The organism is Prevotella sp. AGR2160 (assembly GCF_000424185.1).
GTDB lineage: Bacteria > Bacteroidota > Bacteroidia > Bacteroidales > Bacteroidaceae > Prevotella.
On record NZ_AUJK01000005.1, the window covers coordinates 1 to 16752 of the forward strand.

Below are 16752 nucleotides of genomic sequence, written 5' to 3' on the forward strand. Positions count from 1 at the left end.
CTGATAAACGATCTCCGAGCAATCTTTCGTACGAAGTCTAGCACCAAGGAGACTGCGAAGAAAGCGCTTGAAGGATGGTACAAGAAGGTCACCAAGTCTACCCTTAGAGAGATTAAATCCGTAAAACAGTCTATCCAGCACTACGAGGACGAGATACTCAATTACTTTATCAACAGAGACACTAATGCTTCTGCAGAATCGCTCAACTCCAAGATGAAAGCCTTTAGGTCATGCCTGAAGGGAATAAGGGATATACCCTTCTTTTTCTATAGATGTATTACCGTCTTTGGTTAGGCAGCGGCATCCGCCCGCCACGGACAATCCCCCTTGGGCCCCTTTGTCTTGACAAGCTGACCGTCCGGCAGACGATGACCATCATGGAACTGCTTATAGAGAAAGTGCGCTCTGTGGGCGGAATGATATGCGTGAGCGCTGCCAACGGAAGAATCAAGTCTGTGGAAGATGATGGTGAATACTGGAAAATATCTTTCGAGCAGGACAATGAATTTGAAGTTCATGACTTGATCCGCTGTCAGACCTGGACGGGTAAGAATATCAAGAGCTACTGGGTGGAGGCGGCAGAGAGCGGTGCCGACTATGTGCGTGTCCTTAAAACTGAGTTTGAGGCTTCAGCGCCTGAAAATGGCGATGAATGCGTGCTGATGGGCAATACCCAGAATGCAAAACGGCAGAACCTCATCCTCATCTCTGCTACGGAAGACGGGCAACCCCGTGTGGACGTGATGGACGGCGTGAAAAACAAGAGCTTCGCCAACACGCTCAGGGCAAGACTCGGCAACCTTGACGGTATCAACGATGAAGCCTTCCCCACAGACAAGCAGCCTAAGGGCAACGGTTTATATTCAGACAACGCCTTTCTGAAAGGAACTTTTCTGCTGTCTACAGGAGAGGACGTAAAGACCAAGTTTGAGATAGAGGAGGGCAAGGTCGAGAGCGCGCTGGAAGGCATCAGGGATGACTTCACAACAGAAAAAGGGTTTCTGAGCAATGCAGCCTTTGCCCATGGCATGGATAAATGGGACACGAAGAATGAGGCAGTATTCTTCCTCGTTGGCAACCGTTGGGTGTGGGCCAACGGCAACGTGCTGTCGAAGAAAGGCGACTGCGCGAGTGTGGCCAAGGATGAGGGTCGGACCGTGGTTGTGATACGCAACAAATACATCAGCCAGAAGAAAGAGAACCTGCGCTCCATCCCCACCTTTACGGTGAACACCAACGGAGAGAAGCAGCCTGTGGCCGTTTACCTGAGCTTTTTCTACAAATGCCGCAAGGTCGGGAAACTGAGAGTGGAGTTTGAGAACGTGGACAAAACCGGTTTCGAGGACTTCAACTCCTTCTTGGTCGAAGAGGACCTCAGTACCACAGAGAGCTACAAGCAATACACCTGCAATGGTCTGTGGAACGGCACAGGCGACTTCAAGCTGAGCTTTACGGGCGAGATATGCCTTTATATGCTCGTGCTGAGTACGGACAAAGTGGAGAGCCTTGCGTACAAGTACCGCACGCTGCTGGAGCAGAGCGAGAAACTGGTGAAGATAGCGGCGCAGAACTTTGACAAGGACGGCAGGGTGCTGGAGGAGAGCGAGATTATCACTACGGCAAAATACAACGAGTTGACGAGCGAGCGGTTCAATGATGACGGAAGTCTGAAAAACGTGGCAGGCCTTGTTACTACGACGGACTGGGCTGCATGGCAGTCAACCTACACTACAGACATCAGTGGCCTGAAGACGCTGCTCGACCAGAAAATGGATGTTACAGCCTTTGCGGGAATGTTTGCCTCCGCGGTAGATAATGACGGCAATATCGTTAAGCAGTCCGATATAGCCGCATTCGTGACCAAGGACAAATACGGCAAGCTGGAGAGCGGTGTGCATGTTGGTGCCGACCAGATAAACTTGGAAGGCCTTGTCACGGCGAACAAGGGATTCAAGATATTAGAAGACGGCAGCATGGAGGCCGTTGGCGGAAAGTTCAGTGGCGAGATCAATGCCGTTAGCGGCAGATTCTCCGGGGCCATTGGTGCGCCTTACAAGACATTAAGTACAGGATCGACGGCATTTCCAAGTGTGAACACCGGCATGAATATCATGATAGCCGCTGCAGACAGAGCCACCGCAGGTATCATGCTCCCCATTTATGTGGAAATAGACGGTGTGGAGTGTGACCTGCTGAATGTAAGCAGTTCATATACCGACATTGTCATTCCCATAGACGTGTCATACGAAGATGACACCCAACCCCATATATTCTACAGAAACAAGAAAGTGACTCACGTTCAACTTGAGGGCAACTGCTGCCGATTGAGAATGAAGGCATTTAAAAAGCCCGGAACAGAATTTTGCTCCTGGACAATACTCAATACATCTGATTTCCAATTAGTACAGTCGGGATCAGGCAAAACATATTTCGCAAAATCAATAACAGAATAGACATGGCACTTACAAACGAAGAGAAACAGGAACTGCTGAACGCCATGAAGGCGGAGTCGCAGAGTGTTGACAACCTTGAGGTGGTGACAAGCCTCGACGGAGTGAAGAGCCTTCCCGCCGTGCGTGGCGAGGATCTGGTGGCGGCCCCCCTGAGCCTTTTAGGCAAGCCCGCACAAGATGCAGCGGCCATAGCCAACAGCGCAGCAGCCACGGCGTACGAGGCTGCGGGCAAGGCCAATGATGCTGCCGAAAAAGCCGAGACCTTTGGCGAACAGGCAGAGAAAGCCGCCGCCACTGCCACGGAAGCCGTCGGCAAGGCCAATGGGGCCGTAAGCGCTGCCAATACTGTGGCAGCCAATTATGAGCATTCTGCGAAGCTGGGCCTTGACGGTGCTACGGCACGGTTTGCAGCTGTTGACGAGACAACGGGCATCACCACGGAGCAGACGAGCCTGATAGCCTCTGCCATGGACCTGGTGGTATGGTCGGTGGAGAAGAAGACCTTCCTGCTGCGGTCGAAAGACAGGAAATACTACATCTCCTGGTCTGCCGACGGAAGCCGCTCGATGGACCTTTTCCTTGACGGTCAGACCGTGAAGCAGGACAAAGTGTATGCCTGCGGGGAGTCGCTCTACGTATATAGTGGCGGCGACTTGGTGGAGATCAGCGGTTCGGGTGGCGGCAACACCTACAACGTGACCACCGAGGCACCGCTTGCCACGGGCTACTATACACTGCAGACGGCCATAGCCTCCGTGGAGGCGAAACAACGTCGGAAAGGCCTGTGCGTGACCTACGAGACGGCCCAGGGCAAATGGGAGACCAAGCAGTTTGTGGGGACGAGCCTGGAGACCTGGGAGCAGCCCACTGCCTGGACGGACTTCGGCGGCGACAGCACGGTGAAGAGCGTAACGGTGAACGGCCAGCGTCAGACCCCTGACGCAGACGGCAACGTGAGCGTGAGCTTTGACAAAGTGGAGGTGGACGAGAGCCTTGATGCCAGCAGCACGAACCCTGTACAGAACAAGGCCGTGGCAGCAAAGCTCAATGAAGTGGAAGCATCGACGGTTTTTGGCATGACGGCGGAACTGAGCGACGATCAAAGCAGCGTACGGCTTACGCTTAACAACAAAAGCGGGGCGGAGATAGCCAACGTCGACATTCCCGCAGGCAGCGGAGGCGGGAGCGGGGAAAGCAGCGCGACAAAGATTGTGCTGGGCGCTGCCGTCGACCATACGACCCTGAAAGAAGGAGGTTCGGCCACCCTGAGCTATACTTACGACCATCAGAACGCGAGTGGAGACAGCACCGGCCAGAAAGCCAAAATAGAAATACTCATCAAGCGCGGCGCTACCACGACTTACGATGAGAGTACAGAGGACGTTTCCAAGGGAACCTATACTCTCGACTTGACAAAATATCTTCTGGTTGGAACGAGCGATATATACGTGATAGCCTCAACGGTCGACCCCACAACGGGCAAAAGCCAGCGCAAGCAGGCTTATGTGAGCGTGAAGGTGGTCACACTGTCATTGACGAGCTCGTATAATCCGGCAAGCGGTCTGCAGAAAGGCGGCTGGGAAGCAGGTGATACAGTGAGCATTCCCTATGCCGTAAGTGGCAGTGGCACAAAGACCGTGTTCCTGTATGTGGACGGGAACCAGCGTACTTCTGTGAGCGTGACGAGAAGCGGCACCACGAATGGAAGCTTTGATATTGCCATGAGCGGTCTTTCGTCCGGAAGGCACAATATCCAGATGGTGGCCGAAATGGATGCCGGTGACGGCGTTACGCTACGAAGTGAGAGCATCTATATCGACATACTCAAGTCAGGGGAAGAGAAACCTTTCATCGGCCTGATGCTTGTGAACGCGGACGGTCATATTCATACGGCAAGGGAATATGAGCAACCGGTGGCCAGTGTGGGACAATACGAGAACTGTTCACTGATCTTTGTCGCCTATGATCCGACAGTAACACCGGCGAGCATGACCATCAGTCAGAACGGCAAAACCGTGCAGACGATCAGTGTGCCAAGAACTGCTCAAAACTACGTGAACCGCTTTGTGTCCAAGGGTCGGCAAACTATGCTGTTTACTCTGGGTAGCGTGGAATATACGTTCTACGTAGATGTCGCAGGGAGCAGTATCGATATCAGCGAGGCTTCTTACGGGCTGTCGCTGAAATTGTCTCCATCGGGTAGAAGCAACGGTGAGAGTAATCCGGCCGTATGGGAATCGAATGGCGTTAAAACATCGTTTGAAGGCTTTGACTGGTCGAGTAACGGATGGACGGGAGAATCCCTGAAACTGACAAACGGAGCGAAGGCTGTCATTGGCTACGAGCTGTTCAAGGAGGATGCCGGAACGACGGGAAAGACCATTGAGATAGAGTTCATGGTCAGTAATATCGGTGACAGGAGCGCAGAGGTGATCAGCTGTATGAGTGATGGAAAAGGCCTCAGCGTGACCTCCATGGAAGCCAGCATCAAGACGGGCACCATCCTTCACTATATCAATGAGGATGGTGCCGACGCGAGCCGTGAGATCAAGATCGGAACAAAGTTCGCGCCCGGAGAGTGGCTGAAGGTGGCATTTGTCATAGGCAAGCGTACAGATGGAAGACTAATGGAACTGTACGTGAACGGGAACCGGGCAGGAGCTGACATCTATGACAGCGGGTATTATTTCCGCCAGGATAAGCCCGTGGGTATTACTATTGACAGTGCCGCGGCTGACCTGGAGGTGAAGAATATCCGTATCTATGACCGTGCACTCTCGGATGACGAGGAGCTGGACAACAGTATCGTTGACGCGACCAGTACCGAGGAGATGATGGCTGAGTATACGGATAATGACATCGTGGGTGATACCGGAAATGTGGATATTGACAAACTTCGCGCCAAAGGGAAAGGCGTGATGCGAATAGTGCGTGCAGGCGGTCTGGATGAGGTGAACGAGACCAACAATAAGAAGACCGACTTCCTTGCAGACATCTATTTCTACAGCCCATTCGGTAAGCAGTATGATTTTGTGCTGAAATCATGCTATATCCGTATTCAGGGAACCTCATCAACGAAATACCCCAGCAAGAATATCCGCATCTATCTGTCAAAGGGCGGACCAGAGCTCAGTCTGGAAGTGAATGGGCAGCCGGTGGAGTCGAAAAGTTATTCTATCCGCCCGGGAGGAATAGCCATGAATCTTCTGTGCTGCAAGAGTGACTATAGCGACTCTTCCATGAGTCTTAATACCGGAGGAGCCAAACTGTTCAATGATGTGATGAAGGAACTCGGTCTGTTGACACCACCTCAGAAGTATCAGTATGAAAAGGCTGGCAAGAATCTGAGCGGCGTGACGATCCGTACTGCCATAGACGGTTATCCAATAGATATATTCAGTTCGGAAACTGTAGACGGAGAGAGTGTGTATTATGGCCAGTACAACTTGAACAATGAGAAGTCGAAAAGTGGTAAGCTGTTTGGAATGGAAGGACTGGACGGTTTTACTCCATCCTGTCCGCTTACATTGGAAACTCTGAATAATGGTGAGAAAGTATGCTTGTTCCAAAGCAGCAGCGATGATGATCTTGTCGCCAATTTCGATGCTGGTCTGGAAACGAATGTTCCCGACGACGTGAAATGGGTAGGTCTTAACGAGGCGCAACAGACGGCTCTGAAACGACTGTTCTCCTGGATCCGGTCCTGCGTGCCTGAAGGAGCCACAGCGGATAATTTGTCATCTTTCGTAAGCCAAAAGTTCAAGGACGAAGTCGATCAGTACTTCGACCGGGATTTCTTGTGCACTTACTATATTGACACCGACTATGGCGCCAATGTTGACCAGCGTGCCAAAAATATGCTCCTGAGAACATGGGACGGCCTAAAGTGGTATATCACCTATTATGATGGTGATACGCGGCTGGGTAAGAGAAATGACTGTTTCCTGGCCTACGACTATACCATCGACCGGAATACTTATGACGCGGAGGCTTCGAAGTATGCATTTGAGGGAAGGGAAAGCTGGCTGTGGAACCTCGTCCTCGCCAACTTACAGACAGACCTCATACGCTGTGCTGCCAACTACAGAAACAAGATGACTCCTGAGCGGGTACTAAACATGCTTACGAAGGAGCAAATGGGCAACTGGAGTAACCGTGCCTATAATAAGAGCGGCTATCTGAAGTATATCCGTCCGGCTATGGTGGAAACGTACGGGAAGAAATGGCCGTTTATCTACGCCTTGCAGGGGAACAATAAGGCTTTCCTTACGTATTTCGTAAAGAACCGTTTCGCCCTTCTGGATGCCAAATATGGTACAAGCAGCTTCACTTCAGACAATATTGATCTGTATATGTCAAGAACGGCCGCTGACGCTGCGGACATCGTGAAGCTTAAAGCAGGAGAGGTCTACGCTTTCGGATATGGAACCAACAACAGCCCGAATATCGCGAATACGGGTATCGTAGAGGCCGGCAAGGAGGCTGAGCTTGACATAACTGGTGCGTACACGGTGAACGATCCCCTGCGAATCTACGGTGCCAGCCGTATACAGGTCCTTGATATGTCTGGTGCTGCAGACCACCTGAAGAATGGCTTCGATCTTGGTAAATGCGCATCTCTCCGGGAACTTAACATGCAGTCGTCTACGGGTGGAAGCACTGGCTGGTGGCTGAATATAGGAACCTGTCTGCAATTGAGAAAAGTCAATCTTCATGGCCAGCAGCAGGCTAAAACCGGTGGAAGCACTTCAACAGAGTTGGACTTCTCGGCACACACCAAACTCCAGAGTCTTGACGCGAGAGGCACTGAGATAAAGAGTGTTAGTTTTGCCAAGGGCGCCCCTTTGACGGAGGTGCTGTTGCCAGGAACGATAACAATGTTGAGACTGGAGTATCTTAGTCTGTTGACTATGGACGGTCTGAGCCTCGAAAGTTATGATAACGTTTCGACCCTAATTGTGGATGGATGCCCGAACATCAACTGGGAGACTTTGTTGGCTAAATGCTCAAACGTGAGTCGTCTGCGGGTGACGGGTATAGACATGGAGGATGACGGAACGTGGCTCTCCCGCTTCATGAAGATGGGCGGTATTGACGCTGAGGGTAACGCGACAGACACCTGTGCGCTTGTAGGTACTGTGCGCCTGACGAAATATATGGATGAGGATAAGTATGCGACTTTCGCTGCGCATTATCCAGAACTGAATATCCGACAGCCGGAATATACAATGATAGAGTTTGATGACTCTGTGGCCGATGATGCCAATATCACAAACCTTGATAACGGCACAGGATACAGTACGGGCACTACCTATCAGCCTAATGGACATATTCTGAAAATCCTTGGCAAACGACACAGAGTGCTCGCAAAGGTTACAAAAAAACCGACAACGACAAAAGTCAACATGGCTGGCCAGGACATCACGGTGAACAATCTGGATGGGGAAATGACCTATTGCCCTCTTGATGACGCCAACAGCTACCTCTATGCTGATGGAGGAGAGGCAAAACTCGATGGTTCTGAGGGAGACTGGATGATGTATGAGCCTTTCTTCTGGAGTAAGGGCATCAATGATTATCTCAACCAAAAGCATTATAGTTGCTACAGTAGTAATGACGAGAACCATAAGCCTGAATGTCCATCGGCCACTATACTGACACTGGACGATATTAAGGGGACAGATGGCGGATACACTCGTGGCTCAAAAATAATGAGCGGAAAAGAGACCATTGCCGATTCATTCACAACTGATAGCAATTATAGTGTTTGTCGGGTTAAGGTGAGTGGGTACAAGAGAGTTCGTTTTCCATCTGTACCTGGAACGAATTTTGTCGGCTCAATATTTGTAGATACAGACGGCAAAGTGGTTAGCTCTGTTGTTGTGCCTACCTTCAATAACAAATTTGAGGCAGGCATGTATGTGATCAGTGATATACCAACGGGAGCGGAAACACTGTATTTCTCTATTCTGAATACGGCAGAGTTCGATGAAGTAGTATTGAGCAATAGCAGCCGTATAGAGGATATGGAACCTGACTGGGTGCCGAATGATGAGCATCTATGTGCTGTGGTAGGATCTACAGCCGTGGGCAGCAGCTTGAAGGCTGTTATAAGCGGTGGCAGTACAGTTGCAAGTATGACTTGGACAGACTTTCACTATTACAGTGTCCAAAGAGGCATGCAACAGATTGACTTCCTGATGCATTCAAGAATAGCCAATCTCTTCTATGCCAAGTATGGCCGCAGAAATGCCCAGGAACAATGCGGTGCCGGTTCACATACCAACAACCGTACAACCGGAGGAACGGCAAGCCATGGCATGACTGACACTATAGGCTATGAGGAGGCTAAGAGCGTTAACGCGAATGTCACAAACAGTCTCATAGATAATCTCGTCCATCAATTTGCTTGGTATAGAAGCAAAGATGACTATGGTGGCATCTCTGTCACCCAGGTGAACAACATCTGTTGCATGGGCTACGAGGATATCTATGGTCATAAGTTTGACATGATGGATAATGTCGACATACCCAATACAAGCGGAAAGGGCGGCCGATGGCGTATCAGAATGCCGGACGGATCATTCCGCTGGGTTCAAGGACGACAAGCAGAAACGTGGATAACGGCTGTCGCTCATGGCAAATATATGGATATGGTGCCAATAGGCAGTGTAGTAGGTTCCTCCTCGACCTATTATTGTGATTATTTCTGGTATAACGGATCACAATCCCGTGTGGTTTATCGCGGCAACTACGTCGCGAATGCGCATGGCGGTGTGTCGGATGCGAATGCGAATAACGATGCTTCGTACTCGCACCCGTTTGTCGGGTCGCGGCTGGCCTTCCGCGGAAAAGTCGTCAAAGCGCAAAGCGTCGCGGCGTATAAAGCGATAGCCGCAGTAGCGTAAGCGAAAAAGCGTAAAGCGAGAATAGAAAAACGGCGTTGGAACAATAATCCAACGCCGTTCGCATATTACAGGAAACCGGCGAAGCCGGTCGATTTTTTTTTTGATTTTTTGAGAGGTATGACCAGAAGCAAAACAACATCAAAAAAAGAACATTTCGTTTTGTGGAAATATACGTTTCGTTTTGTTCCCCGATAACATTTCGTTTTGCGGATTATAACGGTACGGTTGGTATAGAACTCCTGTGCGGTGTTGCCGGCATCATCGGCAAACTTACCAATGAGATATTCGTAAGCCTGCCCCATCTCATCAGCAGGACAATGACGAAGGGAAAGATTGTATTTTGAGAAGTCCTCAATGAGCGAAGTGATGACATGGTCCGGCATCTTGTTTTTGTTTGTCCATCCGTCTTTCGGGCCGAAGATCCCCTCCAGGCCACCAACCATGCGATTGCTGACCTTTTGCGCAGGGTTAGCCTGTTCTATGTCTATGAAAGCCTGTACGAGAGCCTGACCAACATTCTCCGTCACCTTGCGAACGTCATTCCAATGAGCTCCATCAGGGATGATGATGGCAAGTTCTTTAGCTTGCTCTTTGGCATAATCCAAACCACCATCATGAACATAATCTTCAAATTGTTCATCATAGACGTCGCTAATGCGCTTGAAGAATAATAATGGGAAGATGTACTCCTTGTATCCGGCAGCATCGATCTGACCACGCAGATGGGTTGCTGCCTTCCACAGGAAGTTCTTCAGTTCTTCGATGCCGATGATCTCATCTGAACCTTGATATTTAGTAATATTCTTTTTGTCGTTCATTTGCTTCTTTGCTAAGTTGTGATAAGCTGACGGAATTCAGCCTCGCGTTGTTTCATCTCATTGTATGCATTCATAAATCGTGCCTTCACAACCTCATAAGGTTCCACTTCCTCTTCATGATACTTTACATATGCACTCGGAGAGAGATTGTAATCTTTGGCTCTGACATCGTCCAAAGTCACTACGGCACTGTAATCATCTTCACTCTTATAGTCCTTATAGAGTTGGAAGAGTCGGCTGACATCCTTAGGCTCCAAGACATTTTGAGCCCGTTTAGGTGTGAAGATGGTAGTGCCATCGACCATTAGAATTTTACAAGAATGGTCCTGAGGCATCACCCTACGGAGGATGAGGAAACATGGCGACAGACCTGTACCATAGAAGAGCTTCTCACCCAGAGTGACAACAGCCTCTACAAGTCCTGACTCTACCATATTCTTACGAATCTCTGCTTCCTTACCTTGACTACGGAAAAGAACACCTTGTGGCATGACAACAGCCAGTCGACCACTACCAGGCTTCATTGAGCGTACCATATGCTCGATCCAGGCATAGTCGGCGATTTCTCCAGGATTACCCCACATGTTTCTGCCATACTTATCGCTATCCCAAGCAGTGGATCCCCAATCTTTAAGTGAGAATGGAGGATTGGCAATCACGCAATCGAAGGTAGCGAGTTGTCCGCCCTGCAAAATTTTAGGGTCACGGAGGGTATCTCCTTGCATGATGTTGAAGTCGGCTGCACCATGGAGGAAAAGGTTCATCTTGGCAATGGCGGCATTCGTCACGTTCTTCTCCTGACCGAAGATGCTGCCACAACAGAGATCATCGTTATGCATATGATGAACGGCTTCGATAAGCATACCACCACTACCGCAAGCGGGATCGTAAACCGTCTCTCCGGGTTGAGGGTCGAGGATATTGACGAGCAGCTTTACCACTGAGCGTGGAGTATAGAACTCCCCCGCTTTCGCCTTACTGTCGTCGGCAAACTTTTTCAATAGGATCTCGTAGGCATCGCCCATGAGATCGGCAGGATAATCCTTGTTACCAAGTCGGCGCTTACTCATGTGCTCGATGAGGTCACGTATTTTACCATCGCTGAGAACGGACTTATCCGTCCACTTTTGTGCCGAGAAGATACTCAGCACACCATAGAGCGTGTCAGGATTGGCAAGTTCGATCTTTCGCATGGCACCAACGAGAGCAGCACCGAGATTTTCACTGCGCTTACGTATATCATCCCAATGACAGCCCTCGGGGATAACGAAGCGGTGCATCTCCGGCAGAGAGGCATAGTCTTCATCGCCGCCACTGTAGTCGAACGCAGCCTGAGTCTCCTCATCATAGACATCACTGATGCGCTTGTAGTACAGCAGTGGCGTGATGTAATCCTTGAAGTTGTCCTGTGAGACGGGTCCCCGGATGATATTGCATGCCTCAAAGATGAAGTTGTACAGCTCATGGGCATCGTGTGGCGTCGTCTGCTGCAGCTCCGTATCCGAGAAGAGGCCTGGTTCAGTATCTTGAGTCTTTCTTCTTGACATATTCTATTGTCTTTGTTTCAAAAAACTTTTTCATAATTCGAATTAGCTCAGAGAATCTTCATATCTACATATTTATCTCTGATTTTTTCCAGAACTTCAGCTTGTTCTACCATTTGATGTCGAAGATTTTCTATCTTCTCGACATTATTATCAAGAATGGAGATAATTTTGTTCTGGTTCTCAATAGAAGGAAGATCATATTCTATCCCTCCGAAACTTTTGATGTTTATCCTATTGATAACATCTCCTATCGTCAACCTCCTAACCTTGTCTTGAAACTTTTTGGAAGCGATCAACCGAAAGAGATATTTAGGATTACATTTGTCTCTGAGGACTTTTATCTTAATAAGATTCGATGACAAAATAAAAGGCTTGTCGGAATCCGGTACAATGGCACATTTGCCAATTGTGCCAACATTGCTGAATATAATATCTCCAGGCTCTATAAGACAATAATGACCCTCATTGAGACCTTCCTCAGTAACCTGTTTCAAATCCCTAACATTAATATTTGAATCGGAGATATTACTTACAGTTAGAATGTAAGCAACTCCATCCGAGGTAATGTGATCGGGCTTAACAGATTTTCCACTATTAAGTTCTGCTATGTCTTTTATCCTTGTTTTCTGAAAATTATATTTTCCTTCCTTATTAGTTGTCTGGTTATTAGCCAGTTCTCCCAAGATTCGGGGCATGACTTCATTGGTCAGATTACAAATAGTATCCTGACGCTCATCAAATTCATCCTTTAAGTCTGAGAACTTTTCCTCTTTTTCCGGCCGTAGGAAAAAGCTCTTAAAGTTGATAACATATTCCTTTCTCGTGTTAGCGAGATTTACATGTTCTCCTTTTGGAAGGTTCGGAATAATGTTGTGCTCGAGATATTTCTGAGAGTCGATATTTAGAGGAATTTGTTCTGTGTCTACAGTTTTCCCATCTTTCTCAATCTCTATCTCGTAATAGCCAAACTCATCATTACTGATAATTTTAGATATATTATTATCAGAAAATGACTTATAAGTCTTTAAGATAGAATCAATATTCTTATTACTTAGGATACGCCGATATCCTCCGATGGTCGTAAACAGAGTACTGCCATCAATCAATTGTATTTTACCTTTACGTTCAGCTGATTTGTTAAGATTAAATAGGCAAAGATAAAATGGTATAGACGTCCCCATCTGAATTCCAGCCGGTAATGATATGATTGTATCCACTATATCACTTTCTACGACATATCTGCGGAAATCTTTTATGCCAGCTGACATGTTGAAAAACAAGCCGCCAGTAGTCAGGGCTACCATTCTTCCTTTTTCTGGAACTAATTTGCTTAAGCCATTTTGTAAAAAGAAAATTGAGCCATCTACATTAGGTGCAATAAACTTAAAGCGAGAATCATCATAAAGACGTTCACCATAGTTTACACGGATTCCATAGGGAGAATTGCAAACAACAAAATCAAATGTTTCATTGGGAAAAGCATCTTGTAGAAGAGTATTTCCATTTACAATCTGAAAATTATCAGATGCTGACAGGAGATTTATAGCTTGAGCAATACTCCACGTTTGAGTGTTTATTTCTTGACCACAACAATAAGCATTAGCATGATAACCTTTTATCATACTATTCATTCTGTAGAGTAAACCACCATTGCCACAAGTTCCATCGTATATACTATAGTTCGAATTCGACTTAACAATACCATCGAGACATAATCTGCCCATTAGCAGACGTATAGAGTCAGTGAGTGAAAATTCCCCTGCCTTTCTACCCATTCCTGAGTAAAAGAGTTCCATAACATTGAACATCATATTTTCCATTTCCTCATCAGAAACGACTAATGGAGAAAGATCAACCTCACAAATCATCTCCATCATTTCATCAAGCGTATGTGCTGAGACAAGATAAGTGATTGCAGCCTCAAGGTCGAGGTTGGCTAGGACTCGCTTCACGTTTTCACTACAAGACATTACGTATGCTCTGAGCTCATTGCCATTACCCATTGCATATTTCGACAAGTCAGTCAGCGATTTCTCCGACACATTATAAACCTTGTAGGGCGCAACAACAGCCATCAGCTCATTCTCCAATCTTTCTGAAGAATAGACATTACGTACTTGCTGATATAACTTAACTATATTGCCACGCTTATTGCCTACTATACAGTCAACACGACGTAAAAGCATCATCGCTACGACAAAGTTCATTGTCATAGAAAGATCCATTGCACTTCTTGACGCGTTAGCGATGTCCCAGATCTTCTTTATGATAGGATTCAATTCTTTCATTTTTCTTTCAGTTTCTGATGTAAAAGTACAATAATAGAGTTCAGTCGTCCTTACCACTAACTATCTCTTCTATCAAACATAGCTAAAAGCCTATTCTTTTCTGGTTTTCCATCATTATATCGGAAGACTTTGACATCAGAATTCGCTATTCTTTCATTTTGTATGCAAGCTTCTTCATAGCTTTTGTTGAGCTGCATAAGCCTACGATCAGATAGTTGCATATTGCTGTCGCCACGGAATCGTAGATCATTGAAGATTGATTCTACAGAAATATCATTATCGTCATAACTTTCTGCAGTCATAGGCCAGAATAGCTTGAAACCTTTATCACATACTATGATGAAGTAATTGCTATAGACACCTCGCTTATGAGTAGACTCCGAATATATTATCTCCAGATTAAATTTATATGACCTGATTTGATGAACAAACTGCCATAATTCATCTGCCATCTTCTTTGCCTTAGAAACAGACTTACCTGTTAGAACAGCTATGTCAAAGACCTTATTGTAATCTGTTGGTAAAATGGCAGACAACATACTTTTGATGTTAGCATGTCCTATATTTCCATCTCTTTTTGTAGAATTGTCCATTAGATGCTCATCTGCAACCACAATGGCATTCATCGGAGGAAATACAAAGTCTTTAAACAGAGCATCCCATCCATCATTATTGTTTTTATCAATTATATCGTTTTTATCAAAAGCCTTCATGTACTGTATATCAAACATATTGTCATCTATTGAGTCTTCACTCTCAATAATTAAACCATACATTTTCTGAAGCTTAAGTGCATCTTCCTTCTTCCTGCTAATTATAAAGATAGACCGTGGATTGGTCCTGTCCAAATCAGCAAGTCCATATTTCTCAAGATCGTCAAAAGCCTCTGGACATGATTTTGGAATCGGCAGATCATTACTTTTTAAGAAAGCATTAAGATCGCCTTCCAAATCCTCAACTTTTTCATATATCTCATCCTGAGATAAATTCACATATAGATTACAGAGTTTACTTCCAAATATCTTATTCAAATTTGGGTACTTATCATCAAAAACAATAATGTAATTGAGAGCCTGCTCCGTAATATAAACATCGAGTTTGATACCATCTGTCATAGACTATTCCTCCTTCTTTCCAGTTTAGACAGCGTCAAAGCTAATCGACCTGCTTCATCATAGAAACCTTGACCGAACTTTCTGCCTTCAAAACGCCCAGTCAGAGAATATTGCATCTCATAGACAGGTTCTTCATCGTCGTCCTGAAAAAAAAATACCATAAACGGACAATTCGTATCAAGTATCTCCTCACTGGCATATTGACTCTCAGCAACCAAGACTTCACTTCTTCTGACAAGGTACTCAGAATGCGTCTCTATAAACATCTGAGGAGGGAAATCAGGATCAGCTAGTGATGCATCAAAAGATTTATTAAAATCTAAGAAGACATCCAGTAGCTTGCTCTGCCAATTTGGATGTAAATTCTGTTCTGGCTCCTCAAGGAATATCAGAGGTCCATAAGCATCCTTCAACCTCGATCTTCTCCAGATCGTAGCAAGCTTGAGCAGCAGAATAACAACCTGCACACTGCCCATACCCATAGAGGCTAATGGGTAAGTCTCGCCGTCTTTGTAAACATTGAATGTGTAAGCTTCTTCCTCAATATTATTTATCTTGAAAGAATCGGCAATATCAAACCCGGTTGTTTCACCGACTCCTTCTTTGCCCAGCCAACGCATGATGAAACTATACTCTGCATCTCCTTCGACAATACGCTCTTTATAGAATTCATGGATCGTCTGAGAAAGATAGTCAGAAGTATCTTTTGCAGAAAATACCATTTTCTGGCTAGCTGCATGAGCCGGCACATAGGCAATGTCGAAACCACGTATATCTTCATCAAGCCCATCAAGGAAAGTTTCGGAATAATCATCGAACCATTTCTTCAACAAGTCCTTATTGGCCTTTTGCTCAGAGTAAGCCTTAGAGCTCTTCTTTACGCCTGTTACTGGAGAGTCGGCATACTTTCTTAAGCTCTCCAGTAGATTTGCCACTAATGGTTGGTTAGCTCTGCTGATATGGAGAGTGAGAGGTACTCTGATCGAAAAATGATCAGCTGACCTATTCTTCTCTAACTTACTTAATTCCGACTGAAGAACAACGATCTCTTCCTGTCTCTTTGCCGCATTCTCAAGATTAGTCTCCAGTGTCTGCGCTGCCTTCGTTGCGGCGATTCTCATTTCCAAAGATTTTTTCTGCTCCGCTAATGACTTGGACGTACTGTCCTCTTCACTATCTGCATTAATAGTGATCTCACCTTTCTCAAAATTAAAGGTAATCTCTGTATTACAAACTTCTCCGCGTAATATCAGTTCGGAGATAAAAGAGCGATCGCCAATCTGGTTAACATGGATCTCATAAGATGTTCCATTTGATAAGAACTTAAAGACGATGCCTTCTTCTTTCTTCCCATACTTGCAGAAAGCTTTATCGAAACTGCCGATGTGAAGATCATGGAGATCAGAAGAGAAGTCGAAAGAAGGATGCATACCAGCAAAAATATTAGTCGGTGTGGTACTCTTCATATTCATCAGATTATCCAGCACCAGAATAATAGCCTTGGCAAGTGTTGACTTTCCAGCATTGTTTCCACCTACAAAGAGATTGATATCACTGAAGTTTAGCTCTGGGAGGTGCTTAAACTTTCTGAAGTTCTTAAGTTCTATATTGTCTATCATAATT

General features: G+C 46.4%; 7 protein-coding genes and 1 pseudogene. 3 read left to right on the forward strand and 5 right to left on the reverse strand.

The annotated features are described in order from the left end of the window. The 3 genes from G604_RS13565 to G604_RS0104815 all read left to right on the forward strand — a co-directional run. Positions 1–294, forward strand: a 294-nt coding sequence (locus G604_RS13565; protein ID WP_028910468.1) for a transposase, incomplete at its 5' end; no start/stop codon positions are given. A 122-nt stretch (positions 295–416) separates the two neighbouring features. Continuing rightward, the gene (locus G604_RS13570) at positions 417–2453 is read left to right on the forward strand and encodes a hypothetical protein (protein ID WP_410524366.1); all 2037 of its coding nucleotides are present in this window, start codon (positions 417–419) and stop codon (positions 2451–2453) included. A 2-nt stretch (positions 2454–2455) separates the two neighbouring features. Then, a complete protein-coding gene (locus tag G604_RS0104815) occupies positions 2456–9361 on the forward strand; it encodes a hypothetical protein (RefSeq protein WP_028909566.1) in 6906 nt (2301 codons plus the stop codon). 212 nt (positions 9362–9573) lie between these two features. Here the strand turns inward: G604_RS0104815 and G604_RS13575 are convergent. From G604_RS13575 to G604_RS0104840, 5 genes and pseudogenes are all read right to left on the reverse strand, one after another. Then, positions 9574–10179, reverse strand: a pseudogene (locus tag G604_RS13575) (type I restriction-modification system subunit M N-terminal domain-containing protein); the annotation flags it as partial. Between the two features lie 11 nt (positions 10180–10190). Then, positions 10191–11726: a class I SAM-dependent DNA methyltransferase gene (locus tag G604_RS0104825; RefSeq protein WP_051220231.1), complete on the reverse strand. Its 1536-nt coding sequence runs from the start codon at positions 11724–11726 to the stop codon at positions 10191–10193. Positions 11727–11773: 47 nt separating this feature from the next. Continuing rightward, on the reverse strand, positions 11774–14014 hold the full coding sequence (locus tag G604_RS0104830) for an N-6 DNA methylase (RefSeq protein ID WP_028909568.1): 2241 nt from the start codon (positions 14012–14014) through the stop codon (positions 11774–11776). 56 nt (positions 14015–14070) lie between these two features. Next, a complete protein-coding gene (locus tag G604_RS0104835) occupies positions 14071–15129 on the reverse strand; it encodes a hypothetical protein (protein ID WP_028909569.1) in 1059 nt (352 codons plus the stop codon). Further along, on the reverse strand, positions 15126–16748 hold the full coding sequence (locus G604_RS0104840) for an AAA family ATPase (RefSeq protein ID WP_028909570.1): 1623 nt from the start codon (positions 16746–16748) through the stop codon (positions 15126–15128). The genes G604_RS0104835 and G604_RS0104840 overlap by 4 nt, the downstream gene beginning before the upstream one ends. Positions 16749–16752: the final 4 nt, after the last annotated feature.

What these genes read in the sequence shown, in the direction of transcription:
- G604_RS0104815 (WP_028909566.1), top strand. Translation starts at nt 2,456, where the DNA reads ATGGCACTTACAAACGAAGAGAAACAGGAACTGCTGAACGCCATGAAG.
- G604_RS13570 (WP_410524366.1), top strand. Translation starts at nt 417, where the DNA reads ATGATATGCGTGAGCGCTGCCAACGGAAGAATCAAGTCTGTGGAAGAT.
- G604_RS0104830 (WP_028909568.1), bottom strand. Translation starts at nt 14,014, where the DNA reads ATGAAAGAATTGAATCCTATCATAAAGAAGATCTGGGACATCGCTAAC.
- G604_RS0104825 (WP_051220231.1), bottom strand. Translation starts at nt 11,726, where the DNA reads ATGTCAAGAAGAAAGACTCAAGATACTGAACCAGGCCTCTTCTCGGAT.
- G604_RS0104840 (WP_028909570.1), bottom strand. Translation starts at nt 16,748, where the DNA reads ATGATAGACAATATAGAACTTAAGAACTTCAGAAAGTTTAAGCACCTC.
- G604_RS0104835 (WP_028909569.1), bottom strand. Translation starts at nt 15,129, where the DNA reads ATGACAGATGGTATCAAACTCGATGTTTATATTACGGAGCAGGCTCTC.